The following is a 21,884-nucleotide window of genomic DNA, read 5'->3' as shown; positions in this document are numbered from 1 at the left end:
CGCCTGCCACCCCGACGCCCGGTGGCGCAGGCCCGTAGCACGAGAGTGCGGAATGGGCATGGATCAGACACGCAATCGCCTCGTCGGCCTGATGTTCCAGAACGACTATTCCTGGCTGAGCGGGCGCCTGCGGCGCTACCTCGGCTGCCCCCACAGCGCCGAGGACATCGCCTCGGAAACCTTCCTCAAGGTCCTTGCCCTGCCGGACCCGGCAAGCATCCGCGAGCCGCGCGCGCTGCTCACCACCATCGCCCGCCGGCTGATGTACGACGGCTGGCGGCGCCAGGACCTGGAACGCGCCTACCTGGAAAGCCTGGCCGGGCTTCCGGAGGCCCTCGCGCCGTCCGCCGAGGAGCAGGCCCAGGTGGTGGAAACCCTGCTGCGCCTGGAGCGCATGCTCGCCGGGCTCTCGCCGAAGGCCCGCGCCGCCTTCATCCATAGCCAGATCGGCGGACTGACCTACGTGGAGATCGCCGGCTTGCTGGAGGTTTCCGTCAGCCGCATCCACCAGTACATGGTCGAGGGCTTCAAGCAGTGCTACCAGGTGCTTGCCGAATGAGCCAGGGAAGGCGAGAACGCATCCTCGACGAAGCGGCGCAGTGGATGGCGCTGCTGCAATCCGGCCATGCCGGCGCCGAGGAGCGCCTGGCGTTCCAGCAGTGGCGCCAGGCCGATGCCGAGCACGGTGCGGTGTTCGACCGGCTCAGCCTGGGCTTGCAGTCGTTTCGCGACGAGCCCCTGCACGGCTTGCGCGCCGAGCAATTGATCGGAGCCCTCGAGGCGCCGTCCGCCCGTCGCCGGTTTCTCCAGCGCAGCCTCGCCCTGGCGGCGTTCGGCGTGGCGACGCTGGCGCTGGGGCGGATCGGCATCGTCGGCTTCCCCTGGCCCGGCGACCTGTATACCGGCACCGGACAACGCCAGAGCTTCCGCCTGGAGGATGGCAGCCAACTGGTGCTGGACGCGCGCAGCCGGGTACGCCCCGAATTCGATGGCTACCGGCGTCGCCTGCGCTTACGCGAGGGCCGCCTGCTGGTTGACGTGGCACGGGATCCGGCGCGGCCGTTCGTCGTCGACACCGGGCGTGGCCAGGTCGAGGCGCAGGGAACCCGCTTCCAGGTCAGCGATGACGGCGCCAGCTCGCGAGTGGTGGTGCTCGAGTCGCGGGTGCGGATCACCACTGCCGACGGACGGCAATGCCTGTTGGAGCGCGGCCAGAGCGCCCGTTTCGACGCCTCGGCGATTCTCGCCCGAGGTCCTGCCGAAGGCGGCGAGAGCGCCTGGCTGGATGGCCGGCTGGAGGTCCGCGACCGCCCGCTGGGGGAGGTGCTGGAAGCGTTGCGCGCCTATCGCCGCGGCATCATCAGCGTCGCCGACGACGCGGCGGCGCTGCGCGTCAGTGGCATCTACCCGCTGGACGACAGCGGCGTGGCGCTGGCATTGCTGGAGCAGAGCCTACCGATCCGGCTCGACTACCACGGGCCCTACTGGGTCAGCATCGCCAGCCGCTGAGGCGCGCGCCCGGCGGCGAGCCGGGCGGCGCGACGCTTCAGAACGGCTTGGTCGGCAGGTACTTGCCGTCGAGGGTGATCACCGCCCGCGAGCCGCCTTCCGGGTCCTCGACCTTCTTGATGTCCAGCTTGAAGTTGATCGCGCTGATGATGCCGTCGCCGAACTGTTCGTGGACCAGCGCCTTCAGGGTGCTGCCGTAGACTTGCAGCATCTCGTAGAAGCGATAGATGGTCGGGTCGCTGGGAATGCCGCCGGGAATGCTGCCGCGCAGCGGGATGCTTTGCAGCAGGAGCACCGCGTCGTCGTCCAGGCCGAGTTGGGCGGCGACCTTGCGCGCCGCCGCCTCTGGCAGGGCATGCTGGCCGAGCAGGGCGGCGGTGACGAAGGTCAGGGCGAGACCGGTGCCGTCGGCCAGGTCCTGCCAGGACAGGCCCAGGCGGGCCTTGTTCAGGACCACGGTCTCGGCCAGTTGCTGGCGCGCGTTGGGGGACACTTGGCTGTGTTGCATGAGATGACTCTCCTTGCGGGTGGTTGTGAGGAAAGGGATTCAGGCGACCGCCTGCCCGGGTTCGCCGCCTACCGCGCGCACTTCGGGATGCTCGGCGAGGGAGACGAAGCGCCGGCTGGCGCCGTCGAGGGCGTCGATGCGGCCGCTTTCGATGTCGTAGACCCAGCCGTGCAGGTTCAGCCGACCCTGCTCCAGGGCGCGGGCGACGCAGGGGTGGGTGCGCAGGTTGGCCAGTTGGGCGATCACGTTGTGCCGCACCAGGGCGTCCAGCCGCGCCGCCTCGGAGGCGTGTTCGTGGGCGCTGTTCATCGCCCGTGCGGCCTCGGCGTGGTGCAACCAGCCGGCCACCGCCGGCAGCTGGTCGAGACAGGCGCAGGAAGCGATGGCGCCCATCGCGCCGCAGTCCGAGTGGCCGCAGACCACGATGTCGCCGACCCCGAGCACCGCCACCGCGTATTCCACCGAGGCGCTGACCCCGCCGGGCTGCGGCCCGTAGCCGGGGACGATGTTGCCGGCATTACGGATCACGAAGAGTTCGCCGGGCTCGCGCTGGGTCAGCAGTTCGGGGACCACCCGGCTGTCCGAGCAGGCGATGAACAGTGCCTTGGGGGCTTGCCGGGTGGCCAGGGACTTGAACAGTTGCGAGCGCGCCGGGTAGGCGTCGCGCTGGAAGCGGAGAAAGCCGTCGATGATGTCACGCATGGCGCTGGGCTCCTGGCCGTCGAATGGTGGGGCCAGGATGCGCGGATTGAGCCATAGGGTCCAAGACCGGTTTATTATTCCAGTCATTGGTCTGGTCTATAGTTGGATGTTTCCATGCTGCTTCGCCACCTGCGCTACCTGCTCGCTGTCGCCGAGCATCGCAACTTCACCCGCGCCGCCGAGGCGCTGCACGTTTCGCAGCCGACCCTGTCGCAGCAGGTGCGGCAACTGGAAGAGCAACTGCGCGTGCAATTGCTCGACCGCTCCGGCAGGAGCGTGCGTCCCACCGATGCCGGCGAGCTGTACCTGCTTCATGCGCGGCGTGCCTTGCGCGAGCTGGAAGCGGCGCAACGAGCGATCCACGAGGTGCGCGACCTCAGTCGCGGCCGCCTGCGCCTGGGCATGACGCCGACCTTCACCTGCTATCTGGTGGGCGCCCTGGTGGATCCGTTCAATCAGCGCTATCCGGGCATCGAGTTGAGCCTCGAGGAGTTGCCCCAGGACGCCCTGGAGGCGGCGCTGATCGACGATCGCCTGGACCTTGGCGTGGCCTTCAGCGAGCCGGGTTCGGTGGAGATCGACAGCCAGCCGCTCTACCTGGAGCGTCTGGGCCTGGTGCTGGGGGCGGAACACCCGGCGGCGGACGCGCCGCTGGCCGCCGCAGCGCTGGCGGAGTTGCCGTTGGCGTTGTTGCGCGACGACTTCGCCACGCGTCGGCATATCGACGCTTACCTGCGCCAGCAAGGGGTGACGGCGCGGGTGGCGCTGGAGGCGAACTCGATCAGCGCCATCGTCGACGTGGTTCGCCGCGGAAGACTGGCAAGCATCCTGCCGGAGGCGGTGGCGCGCCAGCAGGCCGGGTTGCGCTGCGTGGCGCTGCGGCCGGCGCTGCCGACCCGCCAGGTAGCGCTGTTCTGGCGCCAGGGCAGCCACCCCGGTGCCGCGCGCCTGGCCTTCCAGGCCCTGGCGCTGGAGCTCGGCGCCGAGCTGGGCGACGCCTGAGCGGGATCAGCCGCGACTCGGCTGCAACGCCGCGGGCTCCTCGCGGCGCAGGCGCAGGGCCAGGGCGGCGCCGCACAGGGCGAGCAGGGCGCTGAGCGCGGTCACCCATTCGATGCCGCGCGCCTGGCTGGCCAGCAGGCTGGCGGCATCGGCGCCGCGTACCTGGGCGTTGGCCAGCGCCACCAGCAGGGCCAGGCCGAGCGCGCCGCCGATCTGCTGGGTCATCGAGGCCATCCCCGAGGCGACGCCCTGTTCGGCGGGATCGACGCCGCTGGCGGCGCTCACCCACATGGCGGTCCAGGTCATGCCCTGGCCGACGCTGAGGATCACGATGGCCGGCAGCAGCGCCAGGAAGCCGCGCCCCAGCGGCAGGCACGCTGCCAGCAGGCCGAGCCCGAGTGCGCCCAGCAGCAGGCCGGCGACCAGCGTCGCGCGTGCCCCGTGGCGGGCCAGCAGGCGCTCGGCGACGCGGATACCGAGGGTGCAGAGCAGAGTCGCCGGGAGGAACGCCAGGCCGGTCTGCAACACGCTGTAGCCGTACACCGACTGGAAGTAGATGGCCAGGAAGTAGTACTGCACGCCGTAGCTGCTCATGAAGATCGCGGTCAGCAGCATCGCCACCTGCAGGTTGCGGTTGCCCAGCAGGCGCAGCGGCATCAGCGGGTCGCGGCTGTAGTGTTCGATGGCGAGGAACGCCAGTAGCAGCGGGACGGAAAGGTAAAGTCCGAAACGTACCGAGGGCGCATCCCAGCCCGACTCGGGGCCCTGGACCAGGGCGAAGACCAGCAGGGTGGCGCCGGCGGTGACCGTCAGCGCGCCGGCCAGGTCGAAGCGCCGACCGCGCTGGCGCCGGGTGTCGGCCGGGATCAGGCGCAGGGCGAGCAGCGCCGCGGCGCCGGCCAGCGGCACGTTGACCAGGAAGATCGAGGCCCAGCCGAACAGCTCGGTGAGCGCGCCGCCGAGCGCCGAGCCGAGGGCCAGGCCGAACGCCGAGGCGATGCTCCAGATCGCCAGGGCACGATTGCGCGCCGGGCCCTCGGCGAAGTGATTGCCGATCAGCGCCAGGGTCGCCGGGAACAGCAGCGCGCCACCCAGGCCCTGCACGGCGCGGGCGAGGATCAACGGCAACTCGCTCTGGGCCAGGCCGCCCGCGAGGGAGGCGAGGGCGTACAGGCTTTGCCCGAGGACGTACATGCGGCGCCGGCCGAGCAGGTCGGTGGCGCGCCCGCCGAGCAGGAGGAAGCCGCCGAAGGCCACCGTATAGGCGCTCACCACCCATTGCAGGCGTTGCGCCGAAAAATCCAGCGCCCGGCTGATTTCCGGCAGGGCGACGAACACGATGGTGGCGTCGAGGGCGATGATCAGTTGCGCGCAGGCGAGCAGGGCGAGCATCCAGTTGGAAGGGGCGGCACGGTCCGTCACGGCGGGACTCCTGGTCTGGGTTGGGCGCGGCCAGTGTTTCTCATGCTGGAATCGTGATAAATAGCCTCTCCGTCCTTTCACTGATGAAAATAATCATCGATGAGATCGCCATGGACCTGAATGCCGTCAAGTTGCTCGCCCGCGTGGCCGAGACCCGTAGCTTCACCCAGGCCGCCGTTTCTCTCGGTCTGACCCAGTCCGGCCTGTCGCGCGCCATCGGCCGGCTGGAAGCCGAACTCGGCGTGCGTCTGCTGCACCGCACCACCCGCAGCGTCAGCCTGACCCCGGACGGCCAGCTGTTCTACGAGCGCTGCGCACCCTTGCTGGCGGAACTGGAGGAAGTCGAGAAGTTGCTGGTGGACCGCCAGTGCGCGCCGAGCGGTCCGCTGAAGATCACCACCCCGCAGGCGCTCGGGCGGATCGTGATCATGCCGGTGCTGCGCGAACTGACGCGGCGCTACCCGCAATTGCAGATCGAGGCGGCGATGACCGATCGCCTGGTCGACCTCACCGAGGAAGGCTTCGACGCCGCCGTGCGTCTCGGTCGGGTCGGCGACGTGCGCCTGATCGCCCGGCCATTGGCGGCGTTGCGCTGGGTCACGGTGGCGTCGCCGGAATACCTGCGCAGTCACGGCACGCCGGAGCGCCTGGAGCAACTCGCCGGGCACAACTGCCCGACGGTGCGCGACCTGCACACCGGCAAGCTGCTGGAATGGCAGTTCCAGCGCGACGGCCAGCCGCTGAGCCTGGCGGTGCGCGGCGACCTGGTGCTGGACGTGGCCGACGCGCTGGTCGACGCGGCGCTGGTCGGCCAGGGCATCGTCCAGGTGATGGGCTTCATGGCCGAGGAGGCGATCCGCCGGCGTCGACTGGTACGCATCCTCCAGCCCTTCGAACCGCCGCTGTGCCCGGTGTCGCTGATCTACCCGCCGTCGCGGCAGTGCTCGCTGAAGATCGGCGCGCTCTACGAGGAACTGAAGAGCGCGCACTGGTGCGGGGCGCTGACGTACTGACCCGAGGGCGGCAGGGCGGATAACGCCGTGTTCGGACCGGCGGATAGCCGCAAGCGGCCATTCGCCCTACGCGGGGCAAGGCCGGTAGCGGAGCTGGGGGAAGATTGTCGGGTGGGGCGAATAACGCCGGAGGCGTTATCCGCCGCTATGCCTATTCGCCCGCGCTTATAAGCTCAGAACAAAGCGTTCCAAGCCTGCCCTGCAAATCTCCCGCGCTCATCGCTCATCCCCTGGAAACCATGTTTTCGGGGGGAACCGAACGATGCCGCACCATGCTCCATCCACACGCCTGCCTTCCAGCCTGGCCCTGGCCGCGCTGCTCGCGGCGGCCTACGCCGCGCCGCCGGAGGCACGTGCGGAGACGCCCGCGCCCGCCGCCAAGGCGCTCACCTTCGACGTCGCCGCCGGCCCGCTGGACCAGGTGCTGCTGGGCATCTCGCGACAGAGCGGCTTGCTGATCTCCTTCGAGCAGTCGCTGGTGCGCGGCCGGCAGGCGCCGGCGGTGCGCGGTCCGCTGAGTGTCGACCAGGCCCTGGAACAGGCCCTGCGCGGTAGCGGCCTGCAGTTCCGCCGTTCCGAGCGCGGCGCGGTGATTTCCGCCGCGCCGCTGCGCGCGGCCGTACCGGCGGCGAAGGTGCAGCCGCTGGCGGCGAAAGCGGAGCAGACCCTGGAGCGGGTGGTGGTGACCGGCTCGCGGATTCCCCGCGCCCAGCAGGAAGGGCCGTCGCCGGTCACGGTGATCAGCAGCGAGGAAATCCAGAACCGTGGCTACCGCAACGTCTTCGAGGCCTTGCAGACGCAGACCCAGAACACCGGCATGACCCAGGGCGAGGACTACGGCAACACCTGGCAACCGGCGGCCAACGCCCTCAACCTGCGCGATCTCGGCCCCAACCACACGCTGGTGCTGATCAACGGCCGGCGCGTCGCCGACTACCCGACCGCCTATGGCGGCTCGGTGAACTTCACCAACCTGGCGAACATCCCGGCGGTCATGATCGACCGCATCGAGATCCTCAGCGGCGGCGCCTCGGCGATCTACGGCTCGGATGCCATCGCCGGGGTGGTCAATATCGTCCTGAAGAAGAAATTCGATGGCGTCGACGTCAACCTGCGCGCCGGCACCACCGAGCGCGGCGGCGGCGACAACCAGCGCCTGCAACTGGTCGGCGGCGGCGCGACGGGCGACTTCGAAGGCCTGTTCGGCCTGCAGGTCGAGCAGCGCCAGCCGGTCTGGGCCAACCAGCGCGGTTTCATGGACAGCTACCCGGACGGCAACAACGTCGGTTACCGGCTGAACCCGCAGAGCGGACGCTACCTCGGCGACGCCTCCTGCGCCGGTCTCGGCGGCCTGTTCGGCGGCAACGTGGCGCCGGTGCCGGGCGCCAGGGGTGGCTATCGCTGCATGACCGACCAGTACTACAACAACTACTGGACCCTACAGACCAAGAAGGAAAACTACGACGGCTACGCCGGCGGCACCTGGCACCTGAGCGACAGCGGCAAGCTGTTCGCCGACCTGCTGTTCGGCTTCGACCACCTGCAGAACAATACCCGCGGGCCGTCCTTCACCTCGCCGGACTTCATCAATGCCTCCAGCGGCGACCTGGAGCGCTGGTACCGGCTGTTCTCGCCCGAGGAGATCGGCGGCAAGAGCAGCAACAACAGCAAGTGGCGCGAGGTGTCCTGGACCGGCACCCTCGGCTACAGCGACCGCGTCGCCAATACTTCCTGGGAATACGAACTGGCCGCGACCCGCTCCGAGTACCGCAGCGACCGCACTACCCGCTACACCCCGGCGGCCGGGATCCTCGACCTGTACCTGGGCCGCAAGCTCGGCGAACGCGACGGCTACCCGGTCTACGATCCCGATCCGGCGCGCCTCGGACGTCCGCTGAGCGAGGAAGAGTGGCGCAGCCTGCGGCGCAACGTGACCCAGCACAGCGAGTCCTACTCGCAGACCTACAGCTTCACCGGCAACGGCGAGCTGTTCGACCTGCCGGCCGGCCCGGTGGCCTTCGCCGGCGTGCTGGAGGTGGGCAAGCAGGGCTACAGAATCCGTCCCGACTCGCAATACAACGACGGCTCTCTCTACAACGTCTCCAAGGCCAGCAGCTCCGGCGGCTCGCGCGACCGTTACGCCGCCGGCGGCGAATTCAGCATCCCGCTGCACGACACGCTGCTGGCGTCCGCCGCCGGCCGCTGGGACCAGTACAGGTTCAGCGGTCGCACCGAGGAGCAGACCACCTACAACCTGGGGCTGGAGTGGCGCCCGCTGACCAGCCTGCTGCTACGCGGCAGCTACGGCACCAGCTTCCGCGCGCCGGACCTGAACTACATCTACCAGGCCGACGCCAACGGCTACTACCCGGCGCAGAAGGACTACTACGGTTGCGAGAAAGGCGTCGACGGCGCCTGCAAGAACGGCCGGGTCGACTACGTGCAGAGCGGCACGCCCGACCTGAAGTCCGAGCGCGGGCGCTACTGGAGCTACGGCTTCGTCTGGTCGCCGTCGAGCAGGTTCGACTTTTCCGCCGACTACTACCACATCCAGATCGATGACCTGCTGACCACCCTCGATCCGGACAAACTGCTGCGCGACGAGGCGGCCTGCCGTAGCGGCGGGCTCGATCCGGACTCGGCGCAGTGCCGCGACACCCTGGCGCGGGTCGAGCGCAACGCCGGCGACGCCAGCGTCGATCCGAATCGCCTGAACAAGGTCTACGTCAATGCCATCAACGCGGCCAAGGAGCGCACCAGCGGCATCGACCTGCGCAGCAACATCCGCTGGGGCGCCGGCGACTACGGCGCCTTCTCCTCGACCCTCGGCTACACCCTGGTGTTGTCCCACGACTACAAGCAGTCCGACGACTACCCCAGCGAGAACCAGCGCGACAGCCTCGACTCCCACGACTGGCGCAGCAAACTCAACGCCAGCCTGACCTGGGACTACGCACAGTTCACCTCGACGCTCTTCGCGGTGCGCTACGGCAGCGTTACCAACGCCGCTGGCAGCGGGCGCCTGAGCCCGTGGACGGTGTTCAACGCCAGCGCCCGCTACCGGCTCAACGAACGCGCCAGCGTCGGCCTGACGGTGAACAACCTGCTCGACCAGATCAAGGAGGACGACTCCGATGGCTGGCCGTACTATCCCACCGGCAACTACGACGCCATGGGCCGCCAATGGTGGCTGGACTTCAGCTATCACTTCGGTGGTTGAGCCATGCCCGGACGCATCCTGGTCTTCGCCTGCTGCCTGCTCGCCAGCCTGGCCCGCAGCGAACCGCGCCATGCCATCACGCTCTACGACGAGCCGGCGAAATACCCGCCGGGTTTCCAGCACTTCGACTTCGTCGACCCGCAGGCGCCCAAGGGCGGCAGCCTGCGGCGGATGGAAAGCGGCAGCTTCGACACGCTGAACCCCTTCGCCAACCGCGGCACGCCGATCAGCATGACCCAGGCCGCGCTGATCTACGAAACCCTCGGCTTCCAGTCACTGGACGAGCCGTTCACCGAATACGGCTACCTGGCGCGCTACATCGAGAAAGCCCCGGACAACAGCTGGGTGCGTTTCCATATCGATCCGCGGGCGCGCTTCAGCGACGGCGTGGCGGTCACCGCCGAGGACGTGAAGTTTTCCTTCGATAGCCTGGTCGAGCAGGGCAGCCCGTTCTGGCGCGCCTACTACAAGGAGGTCCGCGAGCCGGTGGTGGAGGATCGCCTGCGCATCCGCTTCGATTTCCGTCATGCCGGCAACCGCGAACTGCCGCTGGTGCTGGCCCAGCTCTACGTGCTGCCCAGGCATTGGTGGCAGGGACGCGACTTCAACCGCAGCAGCATGCAGCCGCCGCTGGGCAGCGGACCTTACCGGCTGGAGAAGGCCGAGGCGGGGCGTTCGGTGAGCTACCGGCGCAACCCCGACTGGTGGGCTCGCGACCTGCCGGTCGGGCGTGGCCTGTACAACTTCGAGCGGATCCGTTTCGACTACTACCGCGACAGCGGCGTGGCCTTGCAGGCGTTCAAGGCCGGGCAGGCCGACATCAATGTCGAGACCAGCGTCAAGGCCTGGAGCAGCGGCTACGACTCGCCGGCCCTGCGCGATGGCCGGTTGCGCCAGGAGAGCTTTCCCTACCCGTACCCGGCCAGCCTCCAGGGCCTGGTGTTCAACCTGCGCCGGCCGCTGTTCGAGGACCGCCGGGTACGCCAGGCGCTGAGCCTGTTGTTCGACTTCGAATGGACCAACCGGCAGCTCTTCGGCGGTCGCTACAAGCGCCTGCGCAGCTATTTCGACAACTCGGAGATGGCCGCCCGCGGCCTGCCCGGCGCCGACGAGCTGGCCTTGCTGGAGCCGCTGCGCGGGCAAATCCCCGAGGAGGTCTTCGGCCAGGCCTACGCTCCGCCGGTGAACGACGGCAGCGGCGATATCCACGAGCGCCTGGTGCAGGCCTACCGCCTGCTCGGCGAGGCCGGCTGGCATGCCGTCGACGGGCGCCTGCTGGATACCGCCGGACGGCCGCTGCGCTTCGACCTCCTGCTCCAGGGCAAGGGCCTGGAGCGCGCGCTGCTGCCGTTCCAGCGCAACCTGGCGCGGATCGGCATCGATATGCGCCTGCGCCAGGTGGACGCTTCGCAATACATCGAGCGCATACGTGCGCGGGACTACGACATGATCGTTTCGAGCTTCTCCCAGTCCAATTCGCCGGGCAACGAGCAGTACAGCTTCTGGCATTCCTCCAGCTACGCCGATCCCGGCGGCTACAACCGCATCGGCCTGAAGGACCCGGCCATCGACCGGCTGGTCCAGGCGGTGGTCGAGGCCGACTCGCGGGCCGCCCTGGAAACCGCCGTGCGCGCCCTCGACCGGGTGCTGCAATGGGGCTACTACCTGATCCCGACCTGGTATTCCGACGAGGTCTGGATCGCCAGCTGGAATCGCTTCGGCCGACCGCCGCAGGCGCCGCGCTACAGCCTGGGGCTGAACACCTGGTGGGAAGTCCGCGAGCGGGCCGCGCCGAGCCGGGAGGCGCAGTGACATGGGCGGCTACCTGTTGCGCCGCCTGGCGCTGATCCTGCCGACCCTGCTGGGCATCCTGCTGATCAACTTCGCCATCGTCCAGGCCGCACCCGGCGGGCCGGTGGATCAGGCCATCGCGTGCCTGCAGGGCGTCGACGGCGGCGGCCCGCTGGGGCGTGGCGGGGAGGGTGGGCATGGCGCTCTGGAACCGCAGCGCCACGGCGAGACCGGCATCGATCCGCAGCTGGTGGCCGCCCTGGAGCGCCAGTACGGCTTCGACAAGCCGCCGCTGCAACGGCTCTGGCTGATGCTGTCGAGCTACGCCCGGCTGGATTTCGGCGAGAGCTTCTACCGCGACGCGCGGGTCATCGACCTGATCGCCGAGAAGCTGCCGGTCTCGCTGTCCCTGGGCTTGTGGGCGACACTGATCACCTACCTGGTGTCGATTCCCCTGGGGGTGGCCAAGGCGGTACGCCACGGCAGCGCCTTCGACCTGTGTAGCAGCGCGCTGGTGGTGGTCGGCTATGCGGTGCCCGGCTTCCTCTTCGCCATCGTCCTGATCGTGCTGTTCGCCGGCGGCAGCTACCTGGACTGGTTCCCCCTGCGCGGCCTGGCTTCCGAGGGCGCCGAGCGCCTCGGCCCGCTGGCGCGCTTCGCCGATTACCTCTGGCACCTGGCGCTGCCGGTGGGTTCGCTGGTGGTCGGCGGTTTCGCCAGCCTGACCCTGCTGACCAAGAACAGCTTCCTCGACGAGATATCCAGGCAGTACGTCGCCACCGCTCGCGCCAAAGGGCTCAGCGAGCGCCGGGTGCTCTACGGCCATGTGTTCCGCAACGCCATGTTGCTGGTGGTGGCCGGGCTGCCGGCGGCGCTGGTCTCGGTGTTCTTCACCGGGTCGCTGCTGATCGAGGTGCTGTTCTCCCTCGACGGCCTCGGCCTGATGGGCTACGAAGCGGCGCTCGGCCGCGACTACCCGGTGGTGTTCGGCAGCCTGTTCATCTTCACCCTGCTCGGGTTGCTGGTGAAGCTGGCCGGCGACCTGGCCTACAGCCTGGTCGACCCGCGCATCGACTTCGCCGCGAGGAGACAGTGAGATGGCCATCGTCCTTTCCCCGCTGCACCGCCGCCGCCTCGCCGCGTTCCGCGCCAACCGCCGCGGGCGCCTGGCGCTGCGGCTGTTCCTCGCGCTGTTCGTCACCTGCCTGTTCGCCGAGCTGATCGCCAACGACCGCCCGCTGCTGCTGGAATACCGTGGCCAGTGGTTCCTGCCGGTGCTGCGGGACTATCCGGAAACCGCCTTCGGCGGCGAGCTGCCGTTCCCGCCGGACTACCGCGGCCGCTTCATGAGCGAACGCATCGCCCGCGACGGCTGGGCGCTGTGGCCGCCGATCCGCTTCGACGCGCGCAGCATCAACTACGCGCGCCCGGCGCCGGCGCCGCCCTCGGCGGAGAACTGGCTGGGTACCGACGACCAGGGCCGCGACGTGCTCGCGCGGGTGATCTACGGCTTGCGCCTGTCGATTCTCTTCGCCCTCGGCCTGACCCTGGCCTCGTCGTTGCTGGGAATCTGCGCAGGCGCGGTGCAGGGCTACTACGGCGGCTGGATCGACCTGTTCGGCCAGCGCTTCATCGAGGTCTGGTCGGGTCTGCCGATGCTTTACCTGCTGATCATCCTCGCCAGCCTGGTGCAGCCCGGGGTCGGCTGGCTGCTGGCGATCATGCTGCTGTTCTCCTGGACCAGCCTGGTCGACGTGGTTCGCGCCGAGTTCCTGCGCGGTCGTCACCTGGAGTACGTCAAGGCGGCGCGGACCCTCGGCCTCGGCGACGCCGGGGTGATGTTCCGGCACATCCTGCCCAACGCCATGGTCGCGACCCTGACCTTCCTGCCGTTCCTGCTCTGTGGCGCGGTGACCACCCTGACCGCCCTGGACTTCCTCGGTTTCGGCCTGCCGCCCGGCTCGCCGAGCCTTGGCGAACTGGTCGGGCAGGGCCGCGACAACCTCCAGGCGCCCTGGCTCGGGCTGACCGTGTTCGTGGTCCTGGCGACCTTGCTCAGCCTGCTGGTGTTCATCGGCGAAGCGGTGCGCGACGCCTTCGATCCGAGGACATGAGATGAACCGGGAACTGTTGCGAGTGGAAAACCTGAGCGTCGCCTATGGCGACACGCAGGTCGTGAAGGGGATCGACTTCAGCCTGCGCGCCGGCGAGACCCTGGCCCTGGTCGGCGAGTCCGGCTCCGGCAAGTCGCAGACCGCCCACGCCCTGCTGCGCCTGCTGCCGGGCGCGGCGCGCCTGGGCGGCAGCGTGCGCCTGGACGGCGAGGAACTGCTCGGCCTGTCGCCGCAGGCATTGCTGGCGATTCGTGGGCAGCGCATCGGCATGGTGTTCCAGGAGCCGATGACCTCGCTCAATCCATTGCAGCGCATCGGCCGCCAGGTCGGCGAGGGCCTGCGCCTGCATCGCCGCCTGCGTGGCGCCGCGCTGCGCGGGCGGGTACTGGAACTGCTCGAACTGGCCGGCCTCGAGCAGCCGCGACGCCTGCTCGAGGCCTATCCGCACCAGCTCTCCGGCGGCCAGCGACAGCGAGTGATGCTGGCCATGGCGCTGGCTTGCGAGCCGCAACTGCTGATCGCCGACGAACCGACCACAGCTCTCGACGTCACCGTGCAGAAACGCCTCCTGGAGCTGCTGCAAAGCTTGCAGCGACGGCTGGGCATGGCGATCCTGCTGATCAGCCACGACCTCAACCTGGTGCGCCGGGTCGCCGATCGGGTCTGCGTGATGCGCGATGGCCAGATCGTCGAGGAGAACGCCTGCGAGACGCTGTTCCGCTCGCCCCGGCATCCCTACACGCGCCTGCTGATCGAGGCCGAGCCGGGTGGGCTGGCGGAGCCGGTGGCGTGCCGCGAGACCTGCCTGGAGGTGCGCGCGCTGAGCCTCGACTACCCCGCGCCCGGCGGCTGGCTGCGCCGGCGCGCGGGACTGCGCGCGGTGCACGAGGTCAGCCTGCGGCTGCGCCGTGGCAGCACCCTGGGGATCGTCGGCGAAAGCGGTTCGGGCAAGTCCTCCCTCGGCCAGGCGCTGCTGCGCCTGTTGCCGGCCGAAGGGCAGATCCTGTTCCAGGGCGAGCGCTTCGACCGGCTGCACGGCAAGCGCCTGTTGCCATTGCGCCGGCAGTTCCAGGCGGTGTTCCAGGACCCCTACGGCAGCCTCAACCCGCGCCTTAGCGTGGAACAGATCGTCGGCGAAGGCCTGCGTATCCATGGCATCGGCGATGCCGGCGAACGCCGCGCGCGGGTGCTGGAGGCTCTGCGCGAGGTCGGTCTCGACGAGCCTTGCCTGGAACGCTATCCCCACGAGTTTTCCGGCGGCCAGCGCCAGCGCATCGCCATCGCCCGCGCGCTGGTGCTGAAGCCGGCGCTGATCCTGCTCGACGAACCGACCTCGGCGCTCGACCGCAGCGTGCAGTGCCAGGTGGTCGAGCTGCTGCGTCGGTTGCAGCGTCGCCACGGGCTGAGCTACCTGTTCATCAGCCACGACCTGGCCGTGGTACGCGCCCTGGCCCACGACATCCTGGTGCTCAAGGACGGCCGGGTGGTGGAGCAGGGCAGCGCCGCTGCGCTGTTCAGCCAGCCGCGCCACCCCTATACCCGCGAGTTGCTCGGAGCGATACCCGCGCTGCGCCTGGAAGAGCATCTGCGGGTGGCCGGGCTGGGAATCTGAGGCGGGAAACCATGCTGACTCTAAGGATGTTCCGAAAGGTTCTTTCCAGACGCCCCGGCGCTTTTCTTAAGATCGGCCTGCGGGCCCGTCAGGGACAAGGAGCCATGTCGGCTTCCGGGTCCGTCCGATCGATTGGGGGAATGCGATGAGTTCGTTACCGTTGTACTTCGATTACGCCGCCACCACGCCCGTGGACGAGCGCGTGATCCGGGCCATGGTGGAGTGTCTCGGCTACCAGGCGTGTTTTGGCAATCCCGCGTCGAATTCCCATGCCTACGGCCGCCAGGCGCGGCGGGCAGTGGAGCGGGCCAGGGAGCAGGTGGCCGCGCTGGTCGGCGCCAGCGCCGGGCAGATCGTCTGGACTTCCGGCGCCACCGAATCCAACAACCTGGCCCTCAAGGGCGTGGCCCAGGCGCTGGACGCACCCGGCCACCTGATCACCAGTCGCCTGGAGCACAAGGCGGTGCTGGACACCGTGCAGCAACTCGCCGATGACGGCTGGAGCGTGACCTGGCTGGCGCCCGGCACCGATGGCCTGATCCGGCCGGAACAGGTGGAGGCGGCCTGGCGCGCCGATACCCGCCTGGTGTCGCTGATGCGGGTCAACAACGAACTCGGCACCCTGACCGACATCGCCGCCATCGGCGAACGGGTGCGCGAGCGCGGCGCGCTGTTCCACGTCGACGCGGCGCAGGCCAGCGGCAAGGTGGCGATCGACCTGGGCCGCCTGGCGGTGGACCTGATGTCGTTCTCCGCACACAAGACCTACGGGCCCAAGGGCATCGGCGCGTTGTACGTCGGGCCGCGCGCCGAGCGGCGGCTGAAGGCGCAGATCCACGGCGGCGGACACGAGCAGGGCCTGCGTTCCGGGACCCTGGCGACCCACCAGATCGTCGGTATGGGCGAGGCCTTCGCCCTCGCCGGCGAGCTTTTCGAGGAGGAGGGCAGGCGCATCGCCGGACTCCAGCGGCGTCTGCTGGAGGGGCTGGCGCAGATCGACGGCTGGCGCCTGAACGGCAGCGCCGACGCACGCATCGCGCATACCCTGAACCTGACCTTCGACAACCCGGCCTTTGTCCCCCAGGCACTGGAGTCCAGCCTGGCGGTGTCCAGCACCTCGGCCTGCAACTCGGCGCGGCCGGCGCCGTCCCACGTGCTTCTCGCCCTCGGCCACGATGCCGCCAGCGCTGGCCGCAGCGTGCGCCTGAGCCTCGGTCGCTACACCCGCGAGGCCGACGTCGACGCGGCGGTGGCCGCCCTCAAGGCCGCGGCGGATAGTGGCGCGCCGGCGTGGCAGCCGTTCCTCGGGGTATCCAGGGCAGGCTGAGCGGCCGGCTCGACCCGCCCTCGCCGAAGCCAGGGGCTGCGGATAACCGCGAAGCGGTTATTCGCCCTGCGGCTCCAGGGGCTTTTCGTCTTTGCCGCCATTTCCCGGCAATGTGCGCTTGGCGGATCATCCAGGTTGGGTATCATGCGTCGCCATTCCCATCCACCGCCGACGGAAGTCAGGCTTTGCCTGCGTGAGCCCAATGGACGATCTCTCCCCCGATTCCGCCTTGCCGCCTGCCGGCAGCGCCCAGGACAACGACGCGCCGCGCCAGTTGGTGGTCTGCATCGACGGAACCTCGAACCGCTTCGGCGACCAGCCGACCAACGTGGTGCGCCTGTACCGCTCGCTGTCGCGCGATCCGCGCAGGGTGCTGGCCTACTACGACCAGGGCGTCGGCACCTTCGGCCTGAAGGAAACCCTGTTCGAGTGGCAGAAGTTTCCCTCGCGGATCGCCGGCCTGGCCTTCGGCTGGGGGCTCAAGCGCAACGTCGAGGGCGCCTATTGCTTCCTCGCCGAGCACTACCGGCCCGGCGACCAGATATTCCTCTTCGGCTTTTCCCGCGGGGCCTACGCGGTGCGGGTGCTGGCCGCGATGCTGCGCGCGGTGGGCCTGATCGATGCGCACCAGCCGCACCTCTTCGACTACGCCTGGACCCTGCTCACCACCCGCATGCCGCCCCGCGACGAAGACAAGCGGGCCGGCACGCGTCGCCGCGGACCGGACTTCGGCCTGCTGGGACGCTTCCGCAAGGTCTTCGGCCGGCAGGTGAAGGTGCACTTCCTCGGCCTGTTCGACACCGTGACCTCGGTGGGCTGGGTCTACGACCCGCTGACCGTGCCGTATTCCTCGAACAACGAAATGGTCGACGTGGTCCGCCAGGCCCTGGCCATCGACGAATGCCGCTGCTTCTTCCGGCAGAACCTCTGGTTCGGCGAGAAGGACCGCAAGTCCGACGTGTTGCAGGTGTGGTTCCCCGGCATGCACTCCGATGTCGGCGGTGGCTATGCGCCGAAGGACTCGCGGCTGGCTCTGGTGGCCTTTACCTGGATGCTCGGCGAGGCGCTGGAGGCCGGCCTGCATGTCGACCCGGCGCGCAGCCGCGACCAGTTGCGCGCACGTTCGAAGCAGGGCCCGGACCCGACCGCGCCGATCCTGCCGGTGATGACCCGGCCCTGGCGCCTGGCCGAGTGGCTGCCGCTGCTGGTCTGGGACCGCCGCAGCGGCAACCGCGCCTGGCGCTGGTCGCGTGGCCGGCCGCGCTCGCGGCCGCTGGAACCGGTCGGGCAGGAAACCCGGGTCAAGCTGCACCGTTCGGTGCAGCGGCGGCTGGACGAATGCCCCGACTACCGGCCGTGCAACCTGCCAGCGCTGGAACGCTGCGACCTCATCGACGATTCGCCGTTGCTCGACGGCTACCGCTAGCGGCTGGCCGCGATCGCGTTCAGAACCACATGCGGATACCGGCGACGAAGCGCGCCTCGTCGTCGTCCTCGCCCTCGGCGCGGGCCAGGTCGGCGCTGTTGCCGTAGGAGCGGTTCCAGGTCACCCCGATGTAGGGCGCGAACTCGCGACGGATCTCATAGCGCAGGCGCAGGCCCAGCTCGCTATCGGCAAGGCCCGAACCGATGCCGCGGGCGGGATCGTTCCTGCCGTACAGGTTGACCTCGGCGCTGGGCTGGAGGATCAGCCGGTTGGTCAACAGGATGTCGTACTCGCCCTCCAGGCGCAGCGCGCTCTGGCCGTTCTCGCCGAGGAAGGCGGTGACTTCCGCCTCGAAGTCGTAGAGCGCCAGGCCCTGCACGCCGAACGCCGCCCAGGTCTGCGGCGAGCCGGGCTTGAAATCCTGGCGCACGCCGGCGACCAGGTCCCACCAGGGACCGATGGCGTGCCCGAACAGCGCCTGGACCTCGGCGTCCTCGGTCTTGCCGTCGAGCCGTTCGCCTTCGCTGCGCAGCCACAGGCGGTTGATGTCGCCGCCGATCCAGCCGCTGGCGTCCCAGGCCAGCGCGCTGCCGTCGTCGGCGTCCTGGTATTCCAACTGGTCGAGCAGGAAGAAGCTGTTCAGCGCGCTGTCGTGCACCTTGTGCCCCTCCAGCGGCGGAAAGGCGGCACGGCGGTCGGCCTCGGTCGGCACCGGGATCGGCGTACGGCTCTGGCTGGGCGCGGCCTGCGCCGGAGGTTGCCGCGCAGCGCGGCTCATCCCCGGCATCCGGCCATGGTCCATTCCCTGGTGCTCCATGGGCTGTGCCGGGGCGGGCGATGCGGTGCCGTGGTCCATCCCCGGCATCCGGCCATGCCCCATCCCCTGGTGGTCCATGGGTTTCGCCGGGGCGGAGGTCCTCTGGCCGTGGTCCATGCCAGGCATCGCGCCGTGGTCCATGGCCGAGTGGTCCATGCCATTGTCCTGCGCGGCCTCGACGGGATTCGGCAGGCCCAGCAGCAGACCCAGGGCGAGGGCACCGCCGGCCAGGCGGGCGGGTTTCGGCTGGCGGCTCATGCGTTGTCTCCTTCGTCTACCCGCACTTCGCGGAACATGCCCATCTCCATGTGGAACAGCAGGTGGCAGTGATAGGCCCAGCGTCCCAGGGCGTCGGCGGTGACCCGGTAGCTGCGGCGGGTGCCCGGCGGCATGTCGATGGTGTGCTTGCGCACCAGGAAATTGCCTTGCTCGTCCTCCAGGTCGCTCCACATGCCGTGCAGGTGGATCGGGTGGGTCATCATGGTGTCGTTGACCAGGACGATCCGCAGGCGCTCGCCGTAGGTCAGGCGTAGCGGCTCGGCGTCGGAGAACTTGATGCCGTCGAAGGACCAGGCGAACTTCTCCATGTGCCCGGTCAGGTGCAGCTCGATGGTGCGCCCCGGTTCGCGGCCGTCCGGGTCGGCGAAGCGGCTGCGCAGGTCGGCGTAGGTCAGCACCCGCCGCCCGTTGTCGCGCAGCCCGAGGCCGGGGTCGGCGAGCTTCGGTGTCGGCGTCATGGTCTGCATGTCGACCAGCGGGTTGCCGTCCTCCGAAGCCGGATGGGACTGCATCGGCATGGTGTCCATGCCCATCCTGGAGTGGTCCATGCCGGCCATCTTGGAGTGGTCCATGCCGTTCATGTCCATGCCGGCCATCTTCGAATGGTCCATGCCATTCATGTCCATGCCCGACATCTTCGAATGGTCCATCTCGCTGGCGGGCCTCGTCGCCGCGCCATGCCCCATGGCGCCGTGGTCCATGCCGCCCATGCCCATGTCGTCCATGCCGATCAGCGGGCGCGGATCGGGCGTCGGCACCGGCGCGCTAAGCCCTTCGGCCAGCGCCAGGGTGCCGCGGGCGTAGCCGCTGCGGTCCATGGACTGGGCGAAGAGGGTATAGGCGCGCTCGCCGCCCGGTTCGACGATCACGTCGTAGGTCTCGGCCACGGCGATGCGCAACTCGTCGACGCTGACCGGCTCGACGTGCTGTCCGTCGGCGGCCACCACGGTCATCTTCAGGCCGGGAATGCGGACGTCGAAATAGCTCATCGCCGAGGCGTTGACGAAGCGTAGGCGGAGCTTTTCGCCGGGGCGGAACAGGCCGGTCCAGTTGCCGTCCGGCGGCTGTCCGTTGAGCAGGTAGGTATAGGTGTAGCCGCTGACGTCGGCGAGATCGGTGGGACTCATCTTCATCTCGGCCCACATCTTGCGGTCGGCCAGGGTCGCGGCCCAGCCGTTGGCGCTGACGTCGTCGATGAAGTCGCCGACGGTGCGCTTGTGGAAGTTGTAGTAGTCGGACTGCTTCTTCAGCTTGGCGAGGATGCGCTGCGGCTTCTCGTCCGACCAGTCGCTGAGCAGCACCACGTAGTCGCGGTCGTAGCTGAACGGTTCCGGCTCGCGGGCGTCGATCACCAAGGCGCCGTAGACCCCGGCCTGCTCCTGTAGCCCCGAGTGGCTGTGGTACCAGTAGGTGCCGTTCTGCCGGACCTTGAAGTGGTATTCGTAGAGACCGCCGGGAGCGATGCCCTCGAAGCTGAGGCCCGGCACGCCATCCATGTTGGCCGGCAGGATGATGCCGTGCCAGTGGATCGAGGTGTCCTCGGCGAGGCGGTTGCGCACCCGCAGGGTCACGTTGTCGCCTTCGCGCCAGCGCAGGGTCGGGCCGGGCAGCGAACCGTTGATGGTCATGGCGGTGGCCGGCGAGCCGCTGAGGTTCACCGGGGTCTCGCCGATGAACAGGTCGAAACTGTCGCCGGCGAGCAGGTTCTGCTGGCCCGGCCCGGCCAGGGCCCAGGCCGGGGCGCGCCAGAGACCCAGTCCGCCGAGCAGACCGGTGGCGGCGAGGCCTTTGACGAAGGTGCGTCGCGAAGTTCTGTGCATCCGCTGGTTTCCACGCAGGTGGCAGGACGGACTGCGCGAGCCTGCGCAGCCGGGAGGTCGCGGCCCCGCCAGGGCGGTGCGGCGATGCGGACACCCTAGCGGCGCGCGCCTGTCGGCAAGCTGTGGGGAAGATTACAGTGCTGTCAGCTCAGCGCGGCGGGTTCACCAGGTGGCGGTCGAAACCGCGCGCCACCAGGCGTTCCCAGGCGTCCATGACCTGCGCCGGGATCGGGCAGGCGACCTGGAAGCCCAGCGCCGGGTAACGCATGATGCGATCAAGGTCGCCGACCATCTCGTCGATCACCCCGAGTACGCCGACCAGGTTCGAGATGCCGTCGGGAAATGCGTAGTCGGGCGCATCCACGTGTCCCTCCAGACCCGGCCAGCGGACCGGCAGGGTCAGCGCCACGCGGCGGATCGAGTTGGGCTTGGTGACGAAGGTCGCGCGGCGCAGGTCGGGGAACAGCTCGCGGGCGAAGGCGATGTTCTCGGCGAAGTTGGTCGCCCGCGGCTCGATCACGATGAGGCTGTCGCTTACCCCGCGTGCCCTGGCGTGGCGGGCGAACAGCTCGGCTTCCGGCTCGACCCAGAGATGGCGCGTCCAGTGCCCGGTGTTGCCGGTGAACAGCAGGCGTTCGGCGAGGCCGCGTTCGAGCAGTTCGCAGGCGTGGTCGCAGACCCGCAGGTCGTAGGAGCCGCATACCACCAGCAGTTCGCAGGGCACATGGCAGCGGCCCTGGCCGAGGAAGTCCCAGAGCAGCCGGGCATCTTGCAGGGTCGGGCTCATGGGACGCCAACGCTCCTCTCGCTGCCGGTCGTGGCGGGGTGCCGATGCTGGCAGTACAGCCGGTCGTCTTCGCGGACGATCCGTAGCTCGCGGAAATCCCGGACCGACCAGCGCGCGCCGGCGGCGAGCAGGCCGCTCTCCTCGCCGATCGCCACGCAGGTCGCGCCGGCGGCACAGGCGGCTTGCACGCCGCTGAGGGAGTCTTCGAACACCAGGCAGCGCGATGGTGCCACGCCGAGCCTGGCCGCGGCCAGGCGATAGCCATCCGGAGCCGGCTTGCCGTGGACCACGTCGTCGCGGCTGACCAGGGTGCGGAACGCCGCCTGCAGGTCGTGCTGGCGCAGCACGTGGTCGATGCGTGCCGGCCAACTGCTGGTGACCAGCGCCAAGGGCACGTCCAGCCAACGCAGCTGGCGGATCACCGCGGCGACGCCGGGCAGCAGGGGACAGTCGGCGCCTTCCTCCAGCGCATCGACCCGTTGCTTGAGGATCCGCCGGCGCTCCATCGGCAGGTGGCCGAACAGATAGTCCAGGG

General features: G+C 69.3%; 18 protein-coding genes. 11 read left to right on the top strand and 7 right to left on the bottom strand.

Annotated features, from left to right (window positions below; all coding sequences use genetic code 11):
* The first annotated feature begins 52 nt into the window (after window positions 1-52).
* Window positions 53-559, top strand: a complete 507-nt coding sequence (locus HMPREF2716_RS23875; RefSeq protein WP_003088700.1) for a sigma-70 family RNA polymerase sigma factor — start codon at window positions 53-55, stop codon at window positions 557-559.
* On the top strand, window positions 556-1,509 hold the full coding sequence (locus HMPREF2716_RS23870) for a FecR family protein (protein WP_004359582.1): 954 nt from the start codon (window positions 556-558) through the stop codon (window positions 1,507-1,509). The genes HMPREF2716_RS23875 and HMPREF2716_RS23870 overlap by 4 nt, the downstream gene beginning before the upstream one ends.
* Window positions 1,510-1,546: 37 nt before the next feature.
* Here the strand turns inward: HMPREF2716_RS23870 and cynS are convergent, their stop codons facing one another.
* Entirely contained in the window at window positions 1,547-2,017 is a 471-nt protein-coding gene (gene cynS / locus HMPREF2716_RS23865) for a cyanase (protein ID WP_003088707.1), read from the bottom strand.
* 39 nt (window positions 2,018-2,056) lie between these two features.
* A complete protein-coding gene (cynT, locus tag HMPREF2716_RS23860; RefSeq protein WP_003107081.1) occupies window positions 2,057-2,719 on the bottom strand; it encodes a carbonic anhydrase CynT in 663 nt (220 codons plus the stop codon).
* Between the two features lie 114 nt (window positions 2,720-2,833).
* Between cynT and cynR the strand changes: the two genes are divergently transcribed.
* Window positions 2,834-3,721, top strand: a complete 888-nt coding sequence (gene cynR, locus HMPREF2716_RS23855; RefSeq protein ID WP_003114874.1) for a transcriptional regulator CynR — start codon at window positions 2,834-2,836, stop codon at window positions 3,719-3,721.
* Window positions 3,722-3,727: 6 nt separating this feature from the next.
* On the opposite strand, the gene HMPREF2716_RS23850 is transcribed toward cynR, so the two are convergent.
* Entirely contained in the window at window positions 3,728-5,113 is a 1,386-nt protein-coding gene (locus HMPREF2716_RS23850; protein ID WP_042179328.1) for an MFS transporter, read from the bottom strand.
* A gap of 140 nt (window positions 5,114-5,253) precedes the next feature.
* On the opposite strand from HMPREF2716_RS23850, the gene HMPREF2716_RS23845 reads away from it, so the two are divergent.
* The 8 genes from HMPREF2716_RS23845 (at window position 5,254) to HMPREF2716_RS23810 (ending at window position 17,646) form a co-directional block, all read left to right on the top strand.
* On the top strand, window positions 5,254-6,156 hold the full coding sequence (locus tag HMPREF2716_RS23845; protein WP_003107805.1) for a LysR family transcriptional regulator: 903 nt from the start codon (window positions 5,254-5,256) through the stop codon (window positions 6,154-6,156).
* A 262-nt stretch (window positions 6,157-6,418) separates the two neighbouring features.
* On the top strand, window positions 6,419-9,376 hold the full coding sequence (locus HMPREF2716_RS23840) for a TonB-dependent receptor (RefSeq protein WP_003114871.1): 2,958 nt from the start codon (window positions 6,419-6,421) through the stop codon (window positions 9,374-9,376).
* A 3-nt stretch (window positions 9,377-9,379) separates the two neighbouring features.
* Window positions 9,380-11,188: an extracellular solute-binding protein gene (locus HMPREF2716_RS23835; protein WP_003118735.1), complete on the top strand. Its 1,809-nt coding sequence runs from the start codon at window positions 9,380-9,382 to the stop codon at window positions 11,186-11,188.
* Between the two features lies 1 nt (window position 11,189).
* Window positions 11,190-12,263 carry a microcin C ABC transporter permease YejB gene (locus tag HMPREF2716_RS23830; protein ID WP_070622027.1) on the top strand — a complete coding sequence of 358 codons (1,074 nt, stop codon included), beginning with the start codon at window positions 11,190-11,192 and terminating at the stop codon, window positions 12,261-12,263.
* A gap of 1 nt (window position 12,264) precedes the next feature.
* Entirely contained in the window at window positions 12,265-13,281 is a 1,017-nt protein-coding gene (locus tag HMPREF2716_RS23825) for an ABC transporter permease (protein ID WP_003103639.1), read from the top strand.
* 1 nt (window position 13,282) lies between these two features.
* On the top strand, window positions 13,283-14,893 hold the full coding sequence (locus HMPREF2716_RS23820) for an ABC transporter ATP-binding protein (protein ID WP_023122137.1): 1,611 nt from the start codon (window positions 13,283-13,285) through the stop codon (window positions 14,891-14,893).
* 145 nt (window positions 14,894-15,038) lie between these two features.
* Window positions 15,039-16,220, top strand: coding sequence for an aminotransferase class V-fold PLP-dependent enzyme (locus HMPREF2716_RS23815; protein ID WP_003120247.1), 1,182 nt, complete (start codon window positions 15,039-15,041; stop codon window positions 16,218-16,220).
* A gap of 202 nt (window positions 16,221-16,422) precedes the next feature.
* Window positions 16,423-17,646: a DUF2235 domain-containing protein gene (locus HMPREF2716_RS23810; protein WP_023122136.1), complete on the top strand. Its 1,224-nt coding sequence runs from the start codon at window positions 16,423-16,425 to the stop codon at window positions 17,644-17,646.
* Window positions 17,647-17,665: 19 nt separating this feature from the next.
* Here the strand turns inward: HMPREF2716_RS23810 and HMPREF2716_RS23805 are convergent, their stop codons facing one another.
* The 4 genes from HMPREF2716_RS23805 to HMPREF2716_RS23790 all read right to left on the bottom strand — a co-directional run.
* Window positions 17,666-18,721 (bottom strand): copper resistance protein B, encoded by a 1,056-nt coding sequence (locus tag HMPREF2716_RS23805; RefSeq protein ID WP_003088738.1) that lies wholly within the window; start codon window positions 18,719-18,721, stop codon window positions 17,666-17,668.
* Window positions 18,718-20,562, bottom strand: coding sequence for a copper resistance system multicopper oxidase (locus HMPREF2716_RS23800; RefSeq protein ID WP_023112975.1), 1,845 nt, complete (start codon window positions 20,560-20,562; stop codon window positions 18,718-18,720). Before HMPREF2716_RS23800 ends, HMPREF2716_RS23805 begins: the two co-directional genes overlap by 4 nt.
* A 148-nt stretch (window positions 20,563-20,710) precedes the next feature.
* Window positions 20,711-21,349 (bottom strand): YdcF family protein, encoded by a 639-nt coding sequence (locus HMPREF2716_RS23795; RefSeq protein WP_003088740.1) that lies wholly within the window; start codon window positions 21,347-21,349, stop codon window positions 20,711-20,713.
* Window positions 21,346-21,884 (bottom strand): HAD family hydrolase (locus HMPREF2716_RS23790; protein ID WP_070622026.1); only part of this gene is annotated, 539 nt, incomplete at its 5' end. The genes HMPREF2716_RS23795 and HMPREF2716_RS23790, both read right to left, overlap by 4 nt.

The sequence above is a fragment of the Pseudomonas sp. HMSC076A11 genome (assembly GCF_001810205.1).
In the GTDB taxonomy this organism is placed as follows: domain Bacteria; phylum Pseudomonadota; class Gammaproteobacteria; order Pseudomonadales; family Pseudomonadaceae; genus Pseudomonas; species Pseudomonas aeruginosa.
The sequence above is the reverse complement of the archived record's forward strand: the minus strand, read 5'-3'. Positions and strand labels throughout refer to the sequence as shown.

Bases quoted from the DNA above. Each gene is read 5' to 3' on its own strand.
- HMPREF2716_RS23875 (WP_003088700.1), top strand. From the start codon at position 53: ATGGGCATGGATCAGACACGCAATCGCCTCGTCGGCCTGATGTTCCAG.
- HMPREF2716_RS23870 (WP_004359582.1), top strand. From the start codon at position 556: ATGAGCCAGGGAAGGCGAGAACGCATCCTCGACGAAGCGGCGCAGTGG.
- cynS (WP_003088707.1), bottom strand. From the start codon at position 2,017: ATGCAACACAGCCAAGTGTCCCCCAACGCGCGCCAGCAACTGGCCGAG.
- cynT (WP_003107081.1), bottom strand. From the start codon at position 2,719: ATGCGTGACATCATCGACGGCTTTCTCCGCTTCCAGCGCGACGCCTAC.
- cynR (WP_003114874.1), top strand. From the start codon at position 2,834: ATGCTGCTTCGCCACCTGCGCTACCTGCTCGCTGTCGCCGAGCATCGC.
- HMPREF2716_RS23850 (WP_042179328.1), bottom strand. From the start codon at position 5,113: ATGCTCGCCCTGCTCGCCTGCGCGCAACTGATCATCGCCCTCGACGCC.
- HMPREF2716_RS23845 (WP_003107805.1), top strand. From the start codon at position 5,254: ATGGACCTGAATGCCGTCAAGTTGCTCGCCCGCGTGGCCGAGACCCGT.
- HMPREF2716_RS23840 (WP_003114871.1), top strand. From the start codon at position 6,419: ATGCCGCACCATGCTCCATCCACACGCCTGCCTTCCAGCCTGGCCCTG.
- HMPREF2716_RS23835 (WP_003118735.1), top strand. From the start codon at position 9,380: ATGCCCGGACGCATCCTGGTCTTCGCCTGCTGCCTGCTCGCCAGCCTG.
- HMPREF2716_RS23830 (WP_070622027.1), top strand. From the start codon at position 11,190: ATGGGCGGCTACCTGTTGCGCCGCCTGGCGCTGATCCTGCCGACCCTG.
- HMPREF2716_RS23825 (WP_003103639.1), top strand. From the start codon at position 12,265: ATGGCCATCGTCCTTTCCCCGCTGCACCGCCGCCGCCTCGCCGCGTTC.
- HMPREF2716_RS23820 (WP_023122137.1), top strand. From the start codon at position 13,283: ATGAACCGGGAACTGTTGCGAGTGGAAAACCTGAGCGTCGCCTATGGC.
- HMPREF2716_RS23815 (WP_003120247.1), top strand. From the start codon at position 15,039: ATGAGTTCGTTACCGTTGTACTTCGATTACGCCGCCACCACGCCCGTG.
- HMPREF2716_RS23810 (WP_023122136.1), top strand. From the start codon at position 16,423: ATGGACGATCTCTCCCCCGATTCCGCCTTGCCGCCTGCCGGCAGCGCC.
- HMPREF2716_RS23805 (WP_003088738.1), bottom strand. From the start codon at position 18,721: ATGAGCCGCCAGCCGAAACCCGCCCGCCTGGCCGGCGGTGCCCTCGCC.
- HMPREF2716_RS23800 (WP_023112975.1), bottom strand. From the start codon at position 20,562: ATGCACAGAACTTCGCGACGCACCTTCGTCAAAGGCCTCGCCGCCACC.
- HMPREF2716_RS23795 (WP_003088740.1), bottom strand. From the start codon at position 21,349: ATGAGCCCGACCCTGCAAGATGCCCGGCTGCTCTGGGACTTCCTCGGC.